The sequence below is a fragment of the Streptomyces sp. NPDC057565 genome, assembly GCF_042801455.1.
Taxonomy (GTDB): Bacteria; Actinomycetota; Actinomycetes; order Streptomycetales; family Streptomycetaceae; genus Streptomyces; species Streptomyces yanii.
This window is the reverse complement of record NZ_JBHVFU010000030.1, coordinates 1-20,030: the sequence shown is the minus strand read 5'-3', so window position 1 is coordinate 20,030 and position 20,030 is coordinate 1. Positions and strand designations below refer to the sequence as shown.

21 protein-coding genes are annotated in these 20,030 nt (G+C 69.3%); 16 read left to right on the top strand and 5 right to left on the bottom strand.

The features are described from left to right. The first annotated feature begins 1 nt into the window (after nt 1). The 4 genes from ACFU8W_RS33875 to ACFU8W_RS33860 all read left to right on the top strand — a co-directional run bounded on the left by ACFU8W_RS33875 (nt 2) and on the right by ACFU8W_RS33860 (nt 1,722). Nucleotides 2–235, top strand: a complete 234-nt coding sequence (locus ACFU8W_RS33875) for a hypothetical protein (protein ID WP_384045484.1) — start codon at nt 2–4, stop codon at nt 233–235. Continuing rightward, nucleotides 222–401: a hypothetical protein gene (locus ACFU8W_RS33870; protein WP_384045653.1), complete on the top strand. Its 180-nt coding sequence runs from the start codon at nt 222–224 to the stop codon at nt 399–401. Before ACFU8W_RS33875 ends, ACFU8W_RS33870 begins: the two co-directional genes overlap by 14 nt. A gap of 422 nt (nt 402–823) precedes the next feature. Next, nucleotides 824–1,144, top strand: coding sequence for an SRPBCC domain-containing protein (locus tag ACFU8W_RS33865; protein WP_384045481.1), 321 nt, complete (start codon nt 824–826; stop codon nt 1,142–1,144). Between the two features lie 35 nt (nt 1,145–1,179). After that, complete coding sequence (locus tag ACFU8W_RS33860; protein ID WP_384045478.1) at nt 1,180–1,722, top strand: TIGR03086 family metal-binding protein; 543 nt, start codon at nt 1,180–1,182, stop codon at nt 1,720–1,722. Nucleotides 1,723–1,968: 246 nt separating this feature from the next. On the opposite strand, the gene ACFU8W_RS33855 is transcribed toward ACFU8W_RS33860, so the two are convergent. Continuing rightward, nucleotides 1,969–4,302 carry a SpoIIE family protein phosphatase gene (locus ACFU8W_RS33855; RefSeq protein WP_384045475.1) on the bottom strand — a complete coding sequence of 778 codons (2,334 nt, stop codon included), beginning with the start codon at nt 4,300–4,302 and terminating at the stop codon, nt 1,969–1,971. 477 nt (nt 4,303–4,779) lie between these two features. Here ACFU8W_RS33855 and ACFU8W_RS33850 point away from each other — a divergent pair, with 477 nt between their 5' ends. The 3 genes from ACFU8W_RS33850 to ACFU8W_RS33840 all read left to right on the top strand — a co-directional run bounded on the left by ACFU8W_RS33850 (nt 4,780) and on the right by ACFU8W_RS33840 (nt 6,104). After that, nucleotides 4,780–5,223, top strand: coding sequence for an SRPBCC domain-containing protein (locus tag ACFU8W_RS33850; RefSeq protein WP_384045472.1), 444 nt, complete (start codon nt 4,780–4,782; stop codon nt 5,221–5,223). After that, nucleotides 5,220–5,573, top strand: a complete 354-nt coding sequence (locus tag ACFU8W_RS33845) for a metalloregulator ArsR/SmtB family transcription factor (RefSeq protein ID WP_345518846.1) — start codon at nt 5,220–5,222, stop codon at nt 5,571–5,573. Before ACFU8W_RS33850 ends, ACFU8W_RS33845 begins: the two co-directional genes overlap by 4 nt. Nucleotides 5,574–5,870: 297 nt before the next feature. Next, entirely contained in the window at nt 5,871–6,104 is a 234-nt protein-coding gene (locus ACFU8W_RS33840; RefSeq protein ID WP_384045469.1) for a hypothetical protein, read from the top strand. Between the two features lie 324 nt (nt 6,105–6,428). On the opposite strand, the gene ACFU8W_RS33835 is transcribed toward ACFU8W_RS33840, so the two are convergent. The 4 genes from ACFU8W_RS33835 to ACFU8W_RS33820 all read right to left on the bottom strand — a co-directional run bounded on the left by ACFU8W_RS33835 (nt 6,429) and on the right by ACFU8W_RS33820 (nt 10,180). After that, complete coding sequence (locus ACFU8W_RS33835; RefSeq protein WP_384045467.1) at nt 6,429–7,250, bottom strand: alpha/beta fold hydrolase; 822 nt, start codon at nt 7,248–7,250, stop codon at nt 6,429–6,431. Between the two features lie 338 nt (nt 7,251–7,588). Next, complete coding sequence (locus ACFU8W_RS33830) at nt 7,589–8,350, bottom strand: metallophosphoesterase family protein (protein WP_384045463.1); 762 nt, start codon at nt 8,348–8,350, stop codon at nt 7,589–7,591. A 640-nt stretch (nt 8,351–8,990) separates the two neighbouring features. Continuing rightward, nucleotides 8,991–9,818, bottom strand: a complete 828-nt coding sequence (locus ACFU8W_RS33825) for a VOC family protein (protein WP_384045459.1) — start codon at nt 9,816–9,818, stop codon at nt 8,991–8,993. Nucleotides 9,819–9,853: 35 nt separating this feature from the next. Beyond that, on the bottom strand, nt 9,854–10,180 hold the full coding sequence (locus ACFU8W_RS33820; RefSeq protein ID WP_384045456.1) for a plasmid stabilization protein: 327 nt from the start codon (nt 10,178–10,180) through the stop codon (nt 9,854–9,856). Nucleotides 10,181–10,440: 260 nt separating this feature from the next. Here ACFU8W_RS33820 and ACFU8W_RS33815 point away from each other — a divergent pair, with 260 nt between their 5' ends. The 9 genes from ACFU8W_RS33815 to ACFU8W_RS33775 all read left to right on the top strand — a co-directional run bounded on the left by ACFU8W_RS33815 (nt 10,441) and on the right by ACFU8W_RS33775 (nt 19,782). Next, the gene (locus tag ACFU8W_RS33815; RefSeq protein ID WP_384045453.1) at nt 10,441–10,857 is read left to right on the top strand and encodes a hypothetical protein; all 417 of its coding nucleotides are present in this window, start codon (nt 10,441–10,443) and stop codon (nt 10,855–10,857) included. A gap of 542 nt (nt 10,858–11,399) precedes the next feature. Then, nucleotides 11,400–11,927 (top strand): (2Fe-2S)-binding protein, encoded by a 528-nt coding sequence (locus ACFU8W_RS33810; RefSeq protein WP_384045450.1) that lies wholly within the window; start codon nt 11,400–11,402, stop codon nt 11,925–11,927. 11 nt (nt 11,928–11,938) lie between these two features. Then, complete coding sequence (locus tag ACFU8W_RS33805) at nt 11,939–12,937, top strand: FAD binding domain-containing protein (protein WP_384045447.1); 999 nt, start codon at nt 11,939–11,941, stop codon at nt 12,935–12,937. Continuing rightward, entirely contained in the window at nt 12,934–15,174 is a 2,241-nt protein-coding gene (locus ACFU8W_RS33800) for a xanthine dehydrogenase family protein molybdopterin-binding subunit (RefSeq protein ID WP_384045444.1), read from the top strand. The genes ACFU8W_RS33805 and ACFU8W_RS33800 overlap by 4 nt, the downstream gene beginning before the upstream one ends. Nucleotides 15,175–15,431: 257 nt before the next feature. Beyond that, complete coding sequence (locus ACFU8W_RS33795) at nt 15,432–15,914, top strand: DUF6328 family protein (protein ID WP_384045441.1); 483 nt, start codon at nt 15,432–15,434, stop codon at nt 15,912–15,914. Between the two features lie 149 nt (nt 15,915–16,063). After that, nucleotides 16,064–16,402: a thioredoxin family protein gene (locus ACFU8W_RS33790; protein WP_384045438.1), complete on the top strand. Its 339-nt coding sequence runs from the start codon at nt 16,064–16,066 to the stop codon at nt 16,400–16,402. Nucleotides 16,403–16,637: 235 nt separating this feature from the next. Next, nucleotides 16,638–18,266 carry an IS200/IS605 family accessory protein TnpB-related protein gene (locus ACFU8W_RS33785; RefSeq protein WP_384045435.1) on the top strand — a complete coding sequence of 543 codons (1,629 nt, stop codon included), beginning with the start codon at nt 16,638–16,640 and terminating at the stop codon, nt 18,264–18,266. 46 nt (nt 18,267–18,312) lie between these two features. Then, nucleotides 18,313–18,951 (top strand): TetR/AcrR family transcriptional regulator, encoded by a 639-nt coding sequence (locus tag ACFU8W_RS33780; RefSeq protein ID WP_384045432.1) that lies wholly within the window; start codon nt 18,313–18,315, stop codon nt 18,949–18,951. Nucleotides 18,952–19,095: 144 nt separating this feature from the next. Then, nucleotides 19,096–19,782, top strand: coding sequence for an alpha/beta hydrolase (locus tag ACFU8W_RS33775; RefSeq protein ID WP_384045429.1), 687 nt, complete (start codon nt 19,096–19,098; stop codon nt 19,780–19,782). Nucleotides 19,783–20,030: the final 248 nt, after the last annotated feature.

Sequence of the window (20,030 nt, the reverse complement as noted above, 5' to 3'; positions counted from 1 at the left end):
CATGGCGGTATGTGAAGTCTGTAGCAATGACTACGAGAAGGCATTCGAGGTTCGTGCGGCGGGGGTTGTCCACATCTTCGACAGCTTTGAGTGCGCCGCCCAACGGCTCGCTCCGTCCTGCGAGAACTGTCAATGTCGGATCCTGGGGCATGGCCTCCAGTCAAACGGCCAGTTCTTCTGCTGCGCCCACTGCGCACGCCAGAAAGGCCATGCACAACTGGTTGACCACGCTTGATCCGACGCCAGATTCCTGCCTGCAGCAGGTCGCCTCGGTGTTCGACTGCAGCGCGCCGCGCCACGAATCGTCAGGGGCGGCCGAAGCCGCCCGTGACTTTGTTGAGTTGCAGCGGCGGGGACTGGTGGCGTGCCGTCCGTCGGACGGTCCCGACGGCGCGGGCTGAACCGTGGCCCATCGTGGCGACACACCGATCCGCCGGCACGACGGGACGGCACCGCCCAGGGTCCGCCTGCCACCCGTCCAGGTCCTCGCCGGAAGCCGTCCCACGCTGCGAGCGATGCCGCCGGCCAGATCCATGAGGTCCAGTAGTCGGGCGGCGAACCCCTCGGGGACGGGTGTCTCTCGCCTGCCCGCAGTGACTGCGGTCAGCCGCTCGGACACCGCGCGGCCCGGAAACCGCGAGCCGCTGGCCGGATACGCCCTTCACCGCCCTTGAGCCCGCGGGCTACTGCATCCAGCTGTCGGCGCCGGGGTCGCCCCGCTCCGCGCGTACGGCGAGCCGCTCGACATCGCCGCCGATCGCGGCCGCGTGCTGCAGGCGCTCAACACCGACGACGGCCTCACCGGCTGGTGGACCAACGATGTGTGAACCGCAAGGACGAGGTCCTGTTCTTCAACTTCCCCGGAGTTTCCGAGCCCTTCCAGCTCCGCCGCGAGAAGGCCGACGAGGACGGCGTCGTCCGGGTGAACATCGGCGCTTTCCCGCCGCACCGGGCCGACACCACCATCACCTGCGCACTGACCACGGGCCCCGACGGCGTCGGTACCCGCGTGGCCTTCTCGCACTCCGGCTTCACGAAGGACGAATCCGAGCTGCCGATGATCAGTGACACCTGGGGGCAGCTGACGACCCGACTCAAGGACTCCACCGAGACCGGCAAGCCCACTCCCTTCTTCACCGTCTGACCTGCCCGCACGAGACCAAGGACCAGGAGCCCGCCATGGATGCCCCACTCAACGAACTCGCCACCGCCTTTGCCGGTGCGGCCCGCGCCGTACACCCCGACCAGCTCGAAACACGCACCCCCTGCGAGAAGTTCACCGTTGCCGAGCTTCTCGGCCACCTTGCCGGAGTGCTGGCCGGCTCCGAGCGCGCCGCCCGCAAGCAACCGCAGACCCCGGAGACCACGACCGCCGAGCCCGCAGCCGTCGCCGACCTCGCCCTCAAGGCAGCCGCGGCCTGGGCCGAACCCGCCGCGTACGAAGGCATGACCGCTTTCGGCCCCGGCGAGATGCCCGCTCAGTTCGCTGCCGCGATCACTCTGCAGGAACTCGCTCTGCACGGCTGGGACCTGAGCCGAGCGATCGGCCGCACCTTCACCGTCAGCGAGGAGACCGCTGAGGTCACCTTGGCTGTCGTCGAGCAGCTGGCCGAACAGGCCCGCGCCAATGGTTCGTACGGGCCGGCCCTCGAAGCGTCGGCCGGCGGTCCCGCCTTCGACCGCGCCCTCGCGGCCAGTGGCCGCAACCCCGAGTGGGCGTAAAACCGCACGCCCTCCGCCCTCCCCGGTGAAGTCGTGCGCGCCCTGTCCAGATCGCACTCGACGCGGTGACACATGCACCCCGGCAGGTTTCGCCGATGGTCGACGGGCGGACGTCCGCTTCTGCGGGCAGTGCGTCATCCCGTTGGCAGCCGCGGCTCGTTCCGACCGGGACGCGGAGCTTCGTCCTGCAGCCACGCCATGTCCGGATCAGACGACGGTGGACCTGTTTCCTCGGTTCATCAGCCTTCAGTCGGGCGAGCGGTTCTGTTCGGTCCAGATGGTCTTGCCGTTCTGGGTGTAGCGGGTGCCCCAGTGGTGGGCGAGTTGGGAGACGATGAACAGCCCTCGACCGCTTTCGTCCACGACCCGGGCGTGCCGCAGATGGGGTGCGGAATCGCCGCCGTCCGTCATCTCGCAGGTGAGTGTGCGCTCCAGGATCAGGCGTAGTTGCAGGGGAGGGGATCCGTAGCGCACGGCATTGGTGGCCAGTTCACTGACGATCAGCTCCGCGGTGAAGGCCGTTTCCTCGTCCAGGTTCCATTGGTCGAGCTGGCGCCGGACAAGTGCCCGGGCTTCGCCGGCGGCTGTCGCGTCGGGGGTGAGCTGCCAGGTGGCCACGTGACCGGAGGCGATGTCGGAGGTCCGTGCCAGGAGAAGGGCGGCGTCGCCTCGTGGGCGCTCGTTCCCCAGTGCGTAGGCGACGTCGTCGCACAGGGACTGCAAGGAGCGGTCGGATCGGCCCAGGACGCTCCGGAGCAGGCCGGGATCCGTCTCCGTCTCCGCCTCCGAGAGCAGGGCTGACGTGTAGAAGGCGAGGGTGCTGCCCTCGGCGAGTTCGAGGCTCGCGGAAGCCCTGGGCATGTTCTGGGTGCATCCCAGCGGGGGGCCTGCCGGGACATCGCAGACGCGGGTCGTGCCGTCGGGATGGACGACGATCGGGGCGGGCTGACCCGCACGGGCGATGGTGCAGACGCGGGTGAGGGGGTCGTAGACCCCGTAGACGCAGCCTGCCGTGAGCGTCTCTTTGTGGAGCGGGTCGGCGGATGGGAGAGCCGCGCGTTCCTCGGCGAGACGGTCGGTCGTGTCGTGCAGTCGGGCGAGGAGTTCGTCGGGTTCCAGGTCGAGTGCGGCCAGCGCGTGGATGGCGGTGCGCAGTTGACCCATGGTGGTGGCGGCGGAGATTCCGTCCCCGGACGTATGGCCGGTGACCAGAGCCGTGCGGGCGCCGGGAAGGGCGATGGTGTCGAACCAGCTCGCGCCCCGGTCTGCCGGGAGGTGGAGCCACGCTGTGTCGAGGGCTGTTTGCGGAGAGGGGCTCTGGGGCAGGAGTCGGCGCTGGGTTGTGGCGGCGATGGTCCGCTCGCGGGTGAAGCGGCGGGCATTGTCGACGCACAGCGCGGTGTGGGCGGCCAGTTCGAGGGCGAGGTCGACGTCGTCCTCGCCGTAGGGTTCGGTCTGCCCGCAGCGGTACAGGCTCATCAGCCCCAGCACCGTGCCGCGGAGCGTCAACGGTGCCGTGATGAGCGAATGTGCTCCCGCCGCGCGGATGGCCTCGGCCCGTGCCGGGTCCGCAGCCGACCACGCACTCTCGGCAGTCAGTTCCAGGAGCCGGGGGCGCAGGTCGGACAGAGCCCGTCCGAAGGGGGTCCCGTACGGAACGGTCCGTACATCGCCGAGCGGATGTACGGGCTCCGCGGCACGGCTGCGGAAGGCGGCACGCCGTAGGGGCACATCCCGGCTGAGCGGACCGAGGGGGGGGTCCTCACCCCGTACGACTTCGTCCACCACCTCGACCACGACAATGTCGGCGTACCTGGGTACCAGGACATCCGCTGCCTCCTGGCAGGTGTCAACCACACCGAGGGTTCGCCCGACGTATTCGCGAACATCGGCGAGGACAGAGGCGTGTGCGTGCACCCGCTCCCGGGCGGTGACATCGACGGTGAAGATCGCAAGCCCGAGGACCGTACCTTGGTCGTTCCGAAGTCGGAAGACGGATACGGAGAACACTCGTCCCCCGCCGTGATCAGCATCAAAACGAACGCGCACCAGGCGGTCGAGCGCCGGCAGCCCTTGCTCCAGTACTCGGCGGGTCACGGCTTCCTCGGCCGCAGGGTCCACAAAGGGGTACGCCTCCGCGAGTGGCCGGCCCAGTACGCTTTCGGCCGTTACTCCTTGCATGGCCAGTGTGGCCGTATTGATGCGCACGACCCGGAGCTCGGGGTCGAGGATGTGCAAGCCGATGGGTGACTGGTTGAAGAGGGCCTCGATCCCACCGGCGCTGATGCTGCTTGCACTGGTGCCGCCCGCGAGTTCCGTCGGCTGTCGCCCGATCTCCCAGGCCACAGCGCCGTCTCTCAGGGTTGGCCGCACTCGCAACTCACACGTTGCCGTGTGGCCATCCCGGCTGCTCAGCCGTACCTCTTCCTCGCCGGTGCTGCCCTTGGTGACTGTGAAGAGTCCCGTTGCCGGAGAGCCCAGTACCTGGGAGGCAGGCAGGTCCAGCAGGGACTCGGCCTCGTGGCTCCACTCCATGATCACGCCGGAACCATCGATGATCATGAGTGCGTCGCCTCTCACGGCCAAGGCACCTCCGTCGCCATCGGGGCAATCACTCATCCTCGCGACGGGTGATCGTCCCGACTCTCGGTGATCCCGCAGGTGAGGCGCTGATCCCCATCTGCTGTTCTCAGTGTGCCGCGATGCGCTCGACGCGGCGATGTCGAGCCGCACCGGGTCACGACAGCCGCTGAGCCCAGGCCGGTAATGGATCAGTGACGTTGCGTGACCTGGGGGCGGGTGGCTCGGAGGCGCCCTGGTGCCGCCGTGGCGTCGCCGGGCCGTGTCGGCCGGTGCCGCCACGGCGTGCCCGTCGCAGAGTGTCCGCGGTGCAACGGGCGGTATGCGCGGAGGCCGGGCCGCCTCGCGCGGTGACCATGCGAAGACGTGCGGGCGGGTGAAGCGGCGCGCGGTCGAGGTGCAACTCTCGGGTTGCGCGTGGGGGGTCGACGTGCAACTCTGGAGTTGCATCCAATGGTGACAGTGAAGGAGTCCCTCATGAGCGAGGACCGGATCGAACGCGAAACCCTGATCGAGGCACCCGTGGAGCGGGTCTGGTCGCTCGTGGCCGACCCCGGGTTCTGGGTGGCCGACAAGGCGAACCTGCCTGGCATCGCGGCCAAAGAAGGCGAGTCGGTGGTGGCGAAGAATGCCGAGTACGGCGACTTCCCGGTGCGCGTGGAGAAGGTCGAGCCGCCGACGTACGTGGCGTACCGCTGGGCCAGCGCGTTCCCCGGCGAAGAGCTGCACGAGGACAACAGCACCCTCGTGGAGTTCACGTTGACCCCGGAGGGCGACAAGACGCGGCTCCGTGTCGTCGAGAGCGGGTTCGCGGCGCTGGCCGGCTCCGAGGAACTGCGCAGCAAGGCGGTGAAGGACAACACCGGCGGCTGGCCCCAGGTGTTCGAAGCGCTCAAGACGCGCGCCGAACAGTCCGCGTGACGGACGAACGTCGCGGCGGCGGCGAGTCGGTCGACAGCGTTCTCGTCGCGCTGGCTGACCCGACGCGACGTCAGCTGCTTGATCTGCTTGCCGCACAGGGCGAGGCCACCGCGACGAAGCTCGCCGAACGAGTGCCCGTCTCGCGGCAGGCGGTGGTCAAGCACCTCGCCGTGCTGGACGCCGCCGGGCTGGTTTCCGGGCGCCGGGTCGGACGCGAGATGCGGTACGCGGTGCAGCCCGCGGCGCTGGACGCCACGGCGCGGTGGATGGCCGCGCTCGCGGCCGACTGGGATCGGCGGCTGGCGGACATCAAGCGCATCGCCGAGGCAGCGGAGCGGGATTCGCGCTAGGGCGTGTGTCGGAAGTCCCGCCGTCCGCCCGAAGGGCGGGCCCGGCGGCGTCCGGTGCGTGCGATCGCAAGGCGGAGGGTCGTCCTCGTACTGGACGTACTCGGGCGAGCCCGACAACGCAGCGAGCGTGCGTGCCAGGCGTCGCGGGACAGGCGGGACTTCCGACACACGCCCTGGTGTGCTGATCACAGACGTTCACGGTGCGGGGCGACACGCCGCCCGGCCTGCCGGCTGGGCTCCGTCGAGAAGTGCGAGGCACCCCTCCACGCCCGCCGCATCACCAAGGTCCTCGACCGCATGCCCGACCCGATGCCGTCGCGCGTCCGGGAGGCCCTGCGTGGTCTCGGCTACATCGACGAGCGGATCCACGGCCCGCAACGCTCCGGCGAGACCGTGCAGTTCATCGTCGACCTGCGGGTGATGGGCGGCCAACTGTGTCTGTCCGGCAGCGTCGGTGGTGCGAGGACCGCCATCGAACCGTATGGCGCCTCCCCGGAGGTCGGCTGCCCGGGTGTGCGGCGCCGCGGATGAAGAGCGGAGGACAGCGAAGAGCGGAGGACAGCGACGGGATGACCGAGAGCCCGCCTGCCGACGTAGCCGAGGCACGGGCGGCTGCCAGGACCTGACGCATGTGTCGAGGAGGCCGACCTGCTCGGCAACTCCCTTTGTTCGCGGCCACAGCTTCCCGCCCTCGGACAAGAAGTCGTTGTACGGGTCAACCACAAGCAGTGCGGTCGTCTCGCCGGCGTATCCGGGGTCGTTCATGCCAAGGCTCCCCTCGCGGCGGTTCTGGACGGTGGCGGAACAATCGTCCATGAGGCACGGACGCGTCGCCCGGCCGGAGGTGGGTGGCGGTCAGCCCTTGAGGAAGTCCAGCAGTTCCGCGTTGAAGGCCTTCTCGTGCTCGCCGACAAGGCCGTGCGGGGCGCCGGAGTGGACTATGAGGGTCGAGTCCTTGACGAGTTCGGCGGACTTGGGCGCAGAGGCGACGAAGGGCACGATCTGGTCGTCGTCACCGTGCACGATCAGCGTCGGAACGTCGAAGCGCTTGAGGTCCTCGGTGAAGTCCTGCTCCGAGAATTGCTCGATGCAGTCGTACGCGCCCTTGAGGCCGACCTGCATGCTCCACATCCAAAAGGCCCGGCGCGCCCCGTCCGAGCCGGTGGCCCCCGGCCTGTTGAAGCCGTAGAAGGGATCCGCGAGCTCCCAGTAGAACTGGGAGCGGTCGCCGGTGACACCCTCGCGAATGGCGTCGAACGCCTCGATCGGCAGGCCCTCCGGGTTGGTCTCGGTCTTGAGCATCAGTGGAGGCACCGCACCCAGCAGCACAGCCCTGGCGACGCGGCCGGTGCCGTGGCGGCCGATGTAGCGGGCCACCTCCCCGCCGCCGGTGGAGTGGCCGACCAGGACGGCGTCGCGCAGGTCGAGGGTGTCGATCAGCTGCGCCAGGTTGTCGGCGTAGGTGTCCATGTGGTTGCCGTTCCACGGCTGGCCCGAGCGGCCGTGCCCGCGCCGGTCGTGGGCGATGGCCCGGTAGCCGTTCTCCGCGACCAGGCGGAGCTGGCCATCCCATGCGTCGGCGTTGAGAGGCCAGCCGTGGCTGAACACGACCGGCTGCCCACTGCCCCAGTCCTTGTAGAAGATCTCTGTCCCGTCAGCAGTGGTGAACGTGCTCATCGTGGTTCCTCCCAGCTGACTTTCCCGAGCCGTCACACCGGCGACGGTCCCCGTCCGGCTCACGACCATGTATGTGCGGGTCCAGCTCCTGGGACGCTTCACCGATCGCACCCACCGTCACGGACGCTGCTCACGCTCCGCTCCGGCAGTCAGTTTCGACCATAGAACGCCACAGATCGGGGCGCCACGTTGAGCCGGATGGGGGAGTTTCCCTCTGCCGGCGGGCCGGCGCCGAGCAGTGGATCAGGGCGGTGCGCTGAAGGGGATACAGACGGGCAGGTCATCGTTGATGGTGTGGTCGGTGCTGTGCCGCCTGCTGTCGGAGACAGAGGAGACGGTCACCCTGCGTGCTCGCGTCCGTCCCGCGGGCCGAAGGCTTCGAGAGCGTCTGCGTCGGTTGCGCGCGCGTGCAGGAAATAGTCGGCCCACTCCGCGATTTCGGGGTACGAGGAGTCCTGGCTGACCTGGGTGACGGCGGCCTCGATGTCGAAGTCGGTGACGCGCAGGTCGATGCCAGGGCCCAGGATGGCCCAGTGGGCTCCGCTCCGTCCGTAGGGCATGCCCACGCTGCCGGGGTTGATCACCAGCCGGCCGTGGGCCAGGCGGACGAATGGCATGTGGGTATGGCCGCAGACGACGGTGCGGATGTCGGTGTCGAGCCCACTGAACACTTCCTTCCAGCGATCGAGGCGCGAGTCGACCAGGACGACCTCTTCGTCGTCCCGGGGGGTGGCGTGGCAGAACAGCACCCTGCCCAGGCCGTGCACGGACAGGGAGAGTGATCGCGGCAGCCGGCCGAGGAGGTCGAGGTGGTCCTCGCGCAGCTGTTCGGCAGCCCAGGGGGCGATCGGATCGGGGATCGAGTCGCGCTGCCCGCGGCGGTACTCCAGAAGTTCGCGATCGGCGTTGCCACTGATCCAGATGACCCGGTTGCCGAGGCTGGTCAACAGGTCCAGGACCTGGGTCGGTTGCGGACCTGCGGTGATGTCGCCGGTGAGCACGATCTGATCAGCGGCGCTCACCTCCGGCTCGGCCAGCACGGCCTCGAGCGCGGGCAGGACTCCATGAATGTCGGAAAGAACGGCTACTCGGTTCAGCATGGTCACCACTGTGAGGTGAAGACAGCCGGGAAGTGGGAGCGTTCGCCTGCCGCGAAGGACGAGGTGGGGCCGCTTCACCGTGCACGGTCACCGGAGGCGTAGTTTTTTGCGGGGCGGAGCGTTTCGCTCATTGCGTCGCGTCCGCCCTGCTCAAGGCGTGGAAGACACGATGGCGAGTACGTCGCCCGAGGAGAAGGCCGGGTCGACGATGCCCTTGTCTGCGCGTCGGCGGTCGACTGGACGTCTGCGTCGTCGTGCCCCGGCAAGAAGTGGAACAGGTCGCCGGGGGAGGTGCGCTCCGGCCGGGCACAGCGCCGTTCCGCCAGGGATGACGGGACGACCCTCAGCAGGGGAGATCGTGGCCCGTGATGGGACCGTCTCGGCGATCATCCTTGCTCACCGGAAACGGTCCGGTGGAGTCTGCGCGGTGGCACGCTGACGGGCTGTACCTTTCCGACGGGACCTCTGGCGAGGTGATCGTCGCGCCAGGCCGGCCGGAGCGAGACGACTGCTCACCTCGGTGGTCCCGGACACCGGGACGGCCGATCGTGTGAGGACGGCGGCCGCGGGACCACATCACCGGTTGCGGCGATCTCCATCCCGGCTGTGCGGCGGCGCCATCGCCGGTCCCCGGTATCGGTCACACCGGTTCTTGGTCGGCTGTGGTCATCGGCCCGGCGAGTACCGATCTGGTCCACACGGTGAAGAGGGCGCCGCCGGGGTCGCTGATGACGGATTCGGTCCCGCCGCCGGGCGAGGGGGCCACGGGGGTTGCGGTTCCTCCTGCCGCGCGTGCTGCGACGATGGCCGATTCCACGTCGTCGACCTGGAAGTGCACGTGCCAGCGCGGCCGCACGCGGGGGTCAGGAGATTCCCCGACGCCGCCTCCGCGCAGGGTGGCCACAGTGTCCTTGCCCTGGCGGACGGTGACGGTGTCCTGCTCGTAGGCGTAGGTGACCTCGCAGCTGCCGGGTTCGCCGGAGGCCCAGTCGAAGATCTCGGCGTAGAAGATGGCGGCGTCGAACGCGTCACGGGTGCGCAGCTCGAGAAAGGCCGGTGCGTTGCCGCGGCCGGCCGACCAGGGCAGGGTGCGGCCTTCCCAGAAGCCGAAGACGGCCCCGTCGCGGTCTGCTGCCATCACGCCCCGGCCCAGGCCGAAGCGCACCGGGCCGACGGCGATGGTGCCGCCGCGCTCACGGGCCCGGGCTGCGGTGATGTCTGCGTCCGCCACGGCGAAGTACGGGGTCCACGCCCCGGCCACCGGCAGGCCGGGCGCCACCTCAGCCAGCCCGGCCACCGGTCGCCCCTGAACGCAGGCGACCGAGAAACCCGTTCCCAGGCTGCCCGGGCGAAACTCCCATCCCAGAACGGTCGTGTAGAAGTCCTGCGTGGCGCGCAGGTCGCGGGTCACGAGGTTGACCCAGCACGGTGTACCGCACACCGGAGTGACGTGACGTGCAGGCGTCATCAGGATTCGTCTCCTCGCCCCCGCACGAGGGGCTGTCAGCGGCCGAGTGCTTCGCGCAGCTCCTGTTTGTTCATCGTCGAGCGGCCCTCGACGTTCTTCTTCTTCGCCTCTTCGTAGAGCTGGTCCTTGGTGGGGCCCTGCGCTCCGCGATGGGACCGTTCACCGCCACGCTGTGAGGCGGATTTCGGATCGCGCAGGGATGCCCTGCTCGCCGTTTTCGCCTCTCCCGAGCGGGCCCGCTCCTTGTTGACGGTGCGCGCGGCGATTTCCTTCGCACGTTCCTCGGAGACACCACGCCTCTCGGCACTCTCCTTGATGTGCTCGTACTGCCGCTCCCGCTTACGACTGGATCCTGCCGGCATCACACCGCACCTTTCCTCCTGTCCGTCCTGTGCGCGGCAGCTCGGGTGGCGATTCGCGCGCCCCACGCACCATCCCGTACCGGCCACCGCATGCACTCCACGCATACGCCCACTACGCCCCGCACGCCACCCGGGACAGCGCCGGATTTCCCCGGACGGGCCCTGAGGGGAAGCTGCCCTGCGAGCCGCCATGGCCGGTGGGTGCTGCCGACGGGTTCCCCTCGCTGCGCAACGGCCCGGAGTCGGCGCAGACTGGGGGTATGAACCCCTACGAGGGGCTGGCAACGGTGGAGCGCAGCGACGGGACCCTGGTCCGGGTGTGGGCCGAGGTCACCGTCGCCCAAGAGCACAGCGCGGCAGACCCTGACCGGCCCTGGACGGCCCGGCTGACCGCGCCCGGCGGTGAAGGACTGCTGCTGCGGGGCGCCGTCAGCTTGATCCTCGACTCCGGGACCCGCTGGCCCGCCGAGGTCACCCACACCCAGCTGTCATCCGGCCTGCACTCCCCGAGCTGGACCGAGATCCGGGGCACCGGGCCCGCTGTGACCGTGCCAGGCGTGATCTCCGGCGACCATGCCCGGGACGACGCGCCAAAGCCCGGCGTGACGGGTCCCGGTGAGCGGCGAGGGACGGTTCTCCGGCCCGAACCGGACCCCGACCACGACGAAACCCCCTGAAGGGGCCGGGGACCGGCCGATGGAACCGGACGACGCCCGGATTCCGTGCCCGGGAGGATCTCGACAGGGACCTCGTACCCGGCGAGGTCCTGCGTCCGGTCGCCGAGGACATCGAAGCACCGGTCGCGCAGGTCGCCACCGCGTGGGTGCTCTCCCGTGGCGACGACCTCGTACGGACCTTCGGTGCCTGGCGCCCCGGGCGGCTCACGGACGCGGGGGCTGCAGCAGAGTCCGTGCTCATGGACACGGGACTGCCGGCACAGATCGAGCGCTTCACACCGGCTGGTGCCGCGGGCAGGCGACGGCTGTCCGTCGAACCGGATGACCGACCTCGACCGCGAGCGCTGAGAGGCGAGGAACACGGCCCTGATGCTGCCGGGCGATGGTTCAACTCCGTCGGAATCCTTGAACTCCTTTGTGCCTCTTGTGAGTTGAAGCATCGAGGCATTGTCGACCCGGCATCGTCAGGCCGACTGGACGCCCGAGTGGCGGTCCGCTTTGCAATGAAACAGGATGAATCCATAGGCTGAGGAGGTCCGTCAGTGTCTGCATCCCATATCCCCTCCCGGGTTGCCGAGGCCGCCGTCCTGCCGGAACGCGGGCCCGGCCCGGTGAAGGTCACGCTGTCGGTCAACGGTGCCGAGCACGCGATGGAAGTCGAGCCGCGGGTCAGTCTCCTGGACGCGCTGCGTGAACGCCTGCATCTGACGGGTGCGAAGAAGGGGTGCGACCAGGGAACCTGCGGCGCGTGCACCGTGTGGGTCGACGGGCGTCGGGTGCTGGCCTGTCTGACCCTTGCGATCGCCTGCGAGGGACACGAGGTGGCGACCATCGAGGGCTTGGCCCAAGGGGATGAACTGGACGCCATGCAGAGCGCGTTCATCGAGCAGGACGCCTTCCAGTGCGGCTACTGCACGCCCGGCCAGATCATGTCCGCGGTGGCGCTGCTCAAGGAGGGACATGCCTCCGACGATGCTGAAATCCGGGAGTGGATGAGCGGCAACATCTGCCGCTGCGCTGCCTACCCGCACATTCGGGCCGCCGTTCGCGCGGTCCGTGACCAGGCCTAGGGAGATCTGCCGTGCGGCCCATCAGCTACTCCCGCGCCAGTGCCGTCGCCGACGCCGTCGCCACTGTTGCCGCAGACCCCACCAGCGACTTCCTGGCCGGGGGGACGACCGAAGTCGACCTGCTGCGCCAGAACGTCCTGCTGCCGCGCCGGCTGGTGGACATCAACGACCTGCCCCTCACCCAGATCGAAGAGCGGCCCGACGGCGGCCTGTATATCGGCGCCCTGGCGCGCATGAGCGACGTGGCGGAGGCTGCCGCGGTGCGCGAGCGGTTCCCCATGGTCGCCCAAGCACTGGTCATGGGCGCGTCCCCACAGCTGCGTCACATGGCCAGCATGGGGGGCAACATGATGCAGCGGGTGCGCTGCGGCTACTTCCGCGACGGGATGTCGCCGTGCAACAAGCGTGATCCCGGGAGTGGTTGCGGCGCCCTGGACGGCTTCAACCGCGGTCATGCCGTTCTCGGTGTCAGCGATCACTGCATCGCCACCCATCCGTCGGACGTCGCCGTGCCGCTGATGGCGTTGGACGCCCGCGTCCACACGGAAGGGCCCCACGGTCGTCGGGTCTACCCGATCGACGACTTCTTCCTCCTGCCCGGCGAGACCCCGCACATGGAGCACCCGCTCGAACACGGTGAGCTGGTCGTGGGCATTGAGGTGCCGGGTCTGCCCGCGGCCCGTAGCTCCACGTACCTGAAGGTCCGTGATCGCGAATCGTACGAGTTCGCCCTGACCTCCGTCGCCGCCGCGGTGACTCTGGCGGACGGGATCATCGGCGACGTGCGGCTGGCCCTCGGAGGAGTGGCCACCAAGCCCTGGCGGGCCCGCCGTGCGGAGGAGTTGCTGCGCGGAGCGCCGGCCCGACGCGAGACATTCCAGCGGGCCGCCCGCGAGGAACTCGCCTCCTCCCGCACCACTCCGCTCAATGCGTTCAAGGTCGAGCTGGCCCGGCGGACCATGGTCCGCGTGCTGGAGACCCTCACCACCGGCACGGAGAGTCCGTCATGAGCACGCCCCTTGCGATCGGACAGCCTGCCAACCGGGTCGACGGCCGCCACAAGGTCACCGGCGGTGCGTCCTACTCAGCGGACTTTCTCCTCGACAACATGGCTTACGCCGTCGTGGTCGGCGCGCAGGTGCCCAGTGGGCGGATCACGGGCATCGACACCACCGAGGCACTGGAAGCCAGGGGAGTACTCGCGATCCTCACCCATGAGAATCTGCCCGCGATCGCCACGCAGCCGCCGCTGCTTCCCTCGCTCGCGGGCATGCCTGCCCCTGGGCAGACCTTCTTCCCCCTGCAGGACGAGGTCGTGCACTACACAGGCCAGCCCGTGGCCCTCGTGGTCGCCGACACCATGGAACGCGCACAGCACGCAGGCGCGTTGATCCGCGTCGGCTACCGGGAGACGTCGTCGGTCACGACACTGGACCAGGCACGTGACGAGGCCTACGAGCCCGAGGCGATCTTCGCAGGCTTCATCCCGGGGCGGAACCAGCGTGGCGACGTCGAGGCAGGGCTGACCCAGGCCGACGTACGCATCGACGCCACCTACACCTACGCCGCGAACAACCACAACCCCATCGAGCCCTCGGCCACCACCGCGGCCTGGGACGGCGACCGGCTCACCCTCTACGACGCCACGCAGGGCGTGGCCGCCACCCAGCTCACCGTCGCCGCACTGCTCGGCGTGACCCCGTCGAATGTCCGCGTCATCTCCCACTACGTCGGCGGCAGCTTCGGTTGCAAGGCCATGATCTGGGCGCACCCCGCCCTGGCCGCGCTCGCCGCCCGCCACGTCGGACGCCCGGTCAAGCTCAACCTGACCCGTGAGCAGATGTTCACCTCGGTCGGGCACCGGGAGCAACAGGAGCAGCACATCACCTTGGGGGCGAGCAGCGAGGGACGCATCACCGCGCTGCGGCACCACAAGCTCTCGCTCACTTCGCCTTTCGATAACTGGGCCGAACCCTCCCTCGGGGTCGCCTCCCAGATCTACGCCTGCCCGAACTACGAAGGTGTCTACCGGCTGATCCGCGCCAACACCATGACGCCCACCTTCATGCGGGCCCCAGGCGAAGCCACGGGCATGTTCGCGCTGGAAAGCACGATGGACGACCTCGCCCACCAACTGGGCATCGACCCGATCGAACTGCGCCTGCGCAACCACACCGACACGGACCCAGGCACCGGCAACCCCTGGTCGAGCAGTGGTCTCAAGGAGTGCTACCGGCGCGGAGCCGAGCGCTTCGGCTGGGAGCGGCGCAACCCCGAACCCCGCTCGCATCGAGACGGCCACCTGCTCATCGGCTACGGCATGGCCACCGCCGGATATCCCGTCTACGGGCCGAACAACCCGCAACGTGCGCGCGCCCGGCTCTACTCCGACGGCACGGCCGTGGTTCAGGCCGCCACCCCCGACTTCGGCACCGGGGTCGCCACGGTGATGACCCAAGTCGCCGCCGACGCCCTCGGAATCCCGATGGAACGCTGCCGTTTCGAGGGCGGTGACACCGCTCTGCCCACCATCGCGGCCGCGGTCGGCTCCTCGGGATCCGGCATGATCAGCGCCGCGGTCCACACCGCGGCCACCAACCTGCGCAACCAGCTGGTGGCCCAGGCCGTCGCCGATTCACAATCACCGTTGCACGGAGCCGATCCCGGCACCGTCACTGTGCAGGACGGCCGCATGATGCTGCGCGACCGGCCGGAGACCGGGGAGAGCTACGGAGACCTGCTCCACCGCAACTTCCTTCCCGACGTCGAAGCCGCCGGCGCCTGGTCTCCCGGACCCCAGACCCACAACTACGGGATGATGACCTTCGGCGCCCAGTTCGCCGAGGTGGCCGTCGACCCCGACCTCGCGCTCGCCCGGGTCCGGCGGATGGTCGGCGCCTTCGCCCCCGGCCGGGTACTCAATCCCAAAACAGCCCGCAGCCAGCTCATGGGCGGGATGCTCTGGGGACTGGGCCAAGCCCTCCTCGAAGCGAACTACATGGACCCGAACCGCGGCCGCTGGGTCGCCTCCAACCTGGGCGACTACCTCGTCCCGGTCAACGCCGACGCCCCCGAGGTGGAGATCGAGCTCGTCGAGGTGGAAGACAAGATCGTCAACCCGCTCGGTGTCAAGGGCGTCGGGGAGGTCGGACAGGTCGGCGCGGCCGCAGCGATCGCCAACGCCATTCACCACGCCACCGGACGCCGCATCCGCAAGCTGCCCATCACCATCGAAGACCTGCTGTGACCCCCGTCGGCGACGAATCCGGCCACCTGCCGGAGGACCCTCCGCCGAATGATGGAGCACTGTGCCTGCTTCAAGCCGGTCCGCCACGGGATCGGGCCCCTGTGCCGGGCGAGCTCAGCCTGTTCACTTCCTGTGCACGGCCCGCCGTCGTGGGCCGTGGCGTCCTTGCAACGGCCTCGCCCACATGCCGTGCGCCGATGCGGTGGTTTGGTGCGTTGCGCCCCTGGATCCCGGAGGCGGGAGGGAGGATGCCGTGTGTGGAAGCAGAGCGGGACGACAGCGGGCAGCAGGGCCGTCAGGAGACCTCCGAAGAACAGGCCGACCGAAATCTGATCGAACTCCTGCAGGAACTGCGGGTCATCCAGACCGGTGTGCAGATCGTCTTCGCGTTTCTCCTCGGCCTGGCCTTCACCAGCAGGTTTCCCACGCTCGACACCATGGAGCGCTACACCTATGTGGTGACGCTGCTGCTCGCCGTGGTGTCGTCCGCGATTCTCGCGACCCCGGTCGCGCTGCATCGGGTGCTGTTCCACCAAGGCGAAAAGGTGCGCATCGTGGCCCTGTCGGCCCGGCTCACCGAAGTCGGTCTCGTCTTTCTCGCACTCGCGCTCAGCGGCGCCACCTTGCTTCTCATGGACGTCGTGCTCGGACTCACGGCGGCTGTGGTGATCACTGCGGCTACGGTCGCCATGTTCGCCGGCCTGTGGTTCGTCCTGCCTCGGACACTGCGCCGTCCCTGAGGTGGCTCCGGTTCCCTCCGCCGACGACGATCAGTTCCGGCGTCGACGCGGGAATTCTCGATCGCGTACCGCCCGGCCCGCGCGTGCTGCGGTGGCAGGGGCAGGTCATGATGGGTACTGCCGTGTTGATCACCACCTCAGGAGCGCCGATGGCGAGTCGGGTCCACCAGCCGCTGGAGAACGCTGAGTTCGACTTTGTTCTGGCCAGGGCCGACGCACCGGTGCTTGCGTACTTCTGCGGGACCTGGGCGAAGGTGGCTGAGGTGTGCAGGGAGATGGACTCCCTCGTGCGCGAGATGGCCGACGCGTACGGGGAGCGGCTGACCGTCGTCAGGACCGACATGGTCCGGTGCCCGGAACCGACCCGACGCTACGGGGTCACCGGCGCGCCCTCGTTTCTCCTGATCAAGCAGGGGGAAGTGACGGCGACTCGCACCGGACCCATGAACCGGACGCAGTTCAGGGAGTTCCTGGACGCCAACCTCTGAATACTCCACAACTCCTGACACGGAGTTGTGCCGCGGCGCGCACGCGGACGCGCGGGGGTTGTGAGCTGCTGCCGGTTTGCTGAGCTGAAGTGAGTGGTGGTGTGCGGGAGTGGGTCCCGTCAGCGGGTTTGTGGGGGCGGGAACGGGGGTTCTGGGGTCGAATGGGTGACCTTGGCGGCTGCTGCTCGTTGGGCTGGACAGCGGGTGGCTGGCCTTTGAGGGCGGGGGTGATGTGGTGGGTGGTGTGCGGGAGTTGGCCGGGCCCTTCGTGGTGCCGGGGCCTTGCGGGGTGGCGGTCCGGGACCGTCTGGGGCACCTCACGCCCCACGACGAGGAAGTCCTGCGCGCGGTCGGTGAGCATCAGGGTGCGCTCGCTTCCCGTGATCTCAAGGCCCGCTGCGCGGACGGTCTGGAGCACAGCGCGGACACCTGGGCAGCGCGCAAGCGGGACCTGACGAAGGAGTCGTCGTCGCGGATCGCCGGGGCGATCACCAAGGCCACCCACGATCAATGGGCGCTCGCGCGCCGTTGCCAGGCAGCACACATCCAGACACTGGAAACCGGGATCAGAGTGCTGCGGCACCGCCTGTCCCTCCCGATCGGTGCACCCGGAACGAAGCGGGCCGCGGGCGGCTACCGCTCCAAGGGCGAGTGGTTCCGCAAGTCCCGACGTCTCGCGGCCCTGGAGGCACGGCATGCCGCTGCTGTTGCCGAGTGGCAGGCCGGGCGGGTGCGGGTGGTGCGGGGCGGCAGACGTCTGCTCAACACCCGCCACCACCTCGCCGAGGCCGGGCTCACCGAGGGCCAGTGGCGGGAACGCTGGGAGGCGGGGCGCTGGTTTCTTGCGGCGGACGGTGAGTCGGGGAAGGGGTTCGGGAACGAGACGATCCGCGTCACCCCGGACGGCGAAGTGTCCATCAGACTGCCTGCCCCGCTCGCGCACCTGGCCAACGCCGGGCACGGCCGGTACGTCCTCGCCTCCCGGATCGCGTTTGCGCACCGGGGTGCGGAGTGGGCCGACCGCATCGCCGCGAACCGGGCCGTCGCCTACCGCATCCACCTCGATACGGGGCGTGGCCGCTGGTACCTCACCGCGTCCTGGCAGCGCCCCGTCGTGAAGACCATCCCGCTGGAGGCCGCCCGCGCCCGGGGCATGATCGGTGTCGACACCAACGCCGACCACTTCGCCGCCTACCGGCTGGACCGGCACGGCAACCCCATCGGAGACCCGCACCGCTTCCCCTACGACCTGTCCGGGACCGCCGGTCACCGCGACGCGCAGCTCCGCCACGCGCTGACCCGCCTGATCCACTGGGCGGTGCAGGCCGGTGTCGCCGCGATCGGCATCGAAGACCTCGACTTCACCGCCGAGAAGACCCGGGAGAAGCACGGCCGCCGCAAACGGTTCCGGCAGCTCATCTCCGGCATGCCGACCGGGAAACTGAGGGCCCGGCTGGTGTCGATGGCCGCCGAACACGGCCTTGCGATCGTCGCGGTCGACCCCGCCTACACCTCCCGGTGGGGTGCCCAGCACTGGCAGAAACCGCTGGTCACCGTGCACCGAAAGATGTCCCGTCACGATGCCGCGGGCATCGCGATCGGACGACGCGCCCTCGGACACCCGATCCGGCGTCGGACGGCACCGCCCCCGCACGACCGGAGTGATCGTGCGGGGCATCGGACCGCCCAGGCCGGGCCAGGTGACCGGGGGCGTGAGGGAACCCGCCCACCCGCAACGGACCGGCCCCCCGGAGGGCCGTCACCGAACGGGACGCGAACGCGGGAACCCAGCGCATCCAACACCGCTCGGGATGCGCCCGGTACGCAGCAGTGGGCCCAGGACTCACTCACGCACACTGGCTAGGAACGGTGCAGTCGGTTCAGCGCGTCCGAACGTGGAAGCTGTAGGGGTGAATACCTCAGCCGGCGACGGCTCACCAGAACGCGCCGGCTACCGGCGATCGGCGGGGTCGCCGCGCGGCGAGGCCCGGCGCCGCGAACTGCTCGAACGGGTCACCGACGACCTCATGGTCAACGGGCTCGTGGACTTCTCGCTCCGGCGTGCCGCGCGGGCGGCCGGCACCACACACAAGGTGTTGCTCTATTACTTCGACGGAGCCGACGACCTGCTCCGACAGGCGGTCCCGGGGCTGCGCGAGCGGCACATCGGCAACGCGTTCGCCACTGCCGCACAAGGGTTGGGCGGCGGGACGCTGGCGGACCGGGTGCGTGCCATGTGGCAGCACCTCGGCGAAGAGGACGCGGGGCTGCGGCGGGTGCTCGACCAGCTCATCGGTCTGGCGATGTACGACCCGGTCCGCTATGCCGAGCCCGGCCGGGAGGTCTCGCAGCAGTACCTGCCTGCCCTGCTGTCCATCTGTCCCGAGGACTGGTCCGACCGACGCAGGCACGAGGTCGCGGAGATGATCCTCGCGACCCTCCGGGGCTTCCTGGTGGAGCGGGTGACCAGCGGGGACACCGCAGGCGTCGACGCGGGGTTCGAGGCCCTGATCCGTGCGCTGGAACGCGAGGAGGCCGCCGGCCGATAGCTGACCCGTGCCGGAAAGCCGTGGTCAGGGGCCGCCTCGTGGAAAGGATCGAGTGAATCTGTGTGCGGTGGCGGCCCTTGGGCGGTCCGCTTAGCGTTGCCGATGCAAGCAGACCCCCGGCGAGAGGGAAATGGTGCACACGCCATGGATGACAAACCCGCCGTAGTTCTGGTCCACGGCTTCTGGGGAGGCGCCGCCCACTGGGGCAAGGTCATCACCGAGCTGCACAGACGTGGCTTCGGCTCCCTGCACGCCGTGGAGATTCCGCTGACCTCGCTGGTCGACGACGCCGCACGCACGCGCAAGATGGTCCAGCAGATCGACGGGCCTGTGCTCCTGGTCGGGCACTCCTACGGAGGGGCCGTCATCACCGAGGCCGGAGACCTGCCCAACGTGAAGGGTCTCGTCTACATCGCCGCGTTCGCCCCGGACGCCGGGGAGAGCCCCGGTGGGATCAGCGAGGAGATGCCGCCGGCCGCCGTGGAGAACCTCGTCCCGGACTCCGACGGTTACCTGTGGATCGAGCAGGACAAGTTCCACGAGAGTTTTGCGCAGGACCTGCCGGCCGACGAGGCGCTGGTCATGGCCGTGACGCAGAAGGCTCCGCTGGCATCGACGTTCGGCGACAATGTCACCTCGGCGGCCTGGCGGGCGAAGCCGAGCTGGTACCAGGTCTCCACCGCGGACCGCATGATCCACCCCGACAACGAACGTCGTATGGCCCAGCGCATGAATCCGCGCAAGACCATTGAACTGGTAGCGGGCCACGCCTCGTTGGCCTCCCAGCCCGGCCCGGTCACGGACTTCATCGAAGAGGCGGCCGCAGGCTGATCACGGATACCGAAGGCGGGGGAGACGGGCAGTGCCTGCTTCCCCCGCCTTTCCCGTGTCTGTGCCACTGCACGACCAGCGACGGGCGGCGGGTCCGAGCCGGTGAGCAGCGTGTCGTGCGGATCCGCCGCGCGACACGCTGCTGCACGGGCATCAGCCCTTGCGGGAGTTGACCTCTTCGGTGAGCTGGGGGACGACCTGGAAGAGGTCGCCGACGATGCCGTAGTCGACGAGGTCGAAGATCGGGG

Excerpts from the sequence above, each read along its gene's own strand:
- ACFU8W_RS33835 (WP_384045467.1), bottom strand. The coding sequence starts at position 7,250 with ATGAGCACGTTCACCACTGCTGACGGGACAGAGATCTTCTACAAGGAC.
- ACFU8W_RS33815 (WP_384045453.1), top strand. The coding sequence starts at position 10,441 with ATGAACCCCTACGAGGGGCTGGCAACGGTGGAGCGCAGCGACGGGACC.
- ACFU8W_RS33830 (WP_384045463.1), bottom strand. The coding sequence starts at position 8,350 with ATGCTGAACCGAGTAGCCGTTCTTTCCGACATTCATGGAGTCCTGCCC.
- ACFU8W_RS33790 (WP_384045438.1), top strand. The coding sequence starts at position 16,064 with ATGGCGAGTCGGGTCCACCAGCCGCTGGAGAACGCTGAGTTCGACTTT.
- ACFU8W_RS33875 (WP_384045484.1), top strand. The coding sequence starts at position 2 with ATGGCGGTATGTGAAGTCTGTAGCAATGACTACGAGAAGGCATTCGAG.
- ACFU8W_RS33775 (WP_384045429.1), top strand. The coding sequence starts at position 19,096 with ATGGATGACAAACCCGCCGTAGTTCTGGTCCACGGCTTCTGGGGAGGC.
- ACFU8W_RS33850 (WP_384045472.1), top strand. The coding sequence starts at position 4,780 with ATGAGCGAGGACCGGATCGAACGCGAAACCCTGATCGAGGCACCCGTG.
- ACFU8W_RS33840 (WP_384045469.1), top strand. The coding sequence starts at position 5,871 with ATGCCCGACCCGATGCCGTCGCGCGTCCGGGAGGCCCTGCGTGGTCTC.
- ACFU8W_RS33825 (WP_384045459.1), bottom strand. The coding sequence starts at position 9,818 with ATGACGCCTGCACGTCACGTCACTCCGGTGTGCGGTACACCGTGCTGG.
- ACFU8W_RS33820 (WP_384045456.1), bottom strand. The coding sequence starts at position 10,180 with ATGCCGGCAGGATCCAGTCGTAAGCGGGAGCGGCAGTACGAGCACATC.
- ACFU8W_RS33800 (WP_384045444.1), top strand. The coding sequence starts at position 12,934 with ATGAGCACGCCCCTTGCGATCGGACAGCCTGCCAACCGGGTCGACGGC.
- ACFU8W_RS33860 (WP_384045478.1), top strand. The coding sequence starts at position 1,180 with ATGGATGCCCCACTCAACGAACTCGCCACCGCCTTTGCCGGTGCGGCC.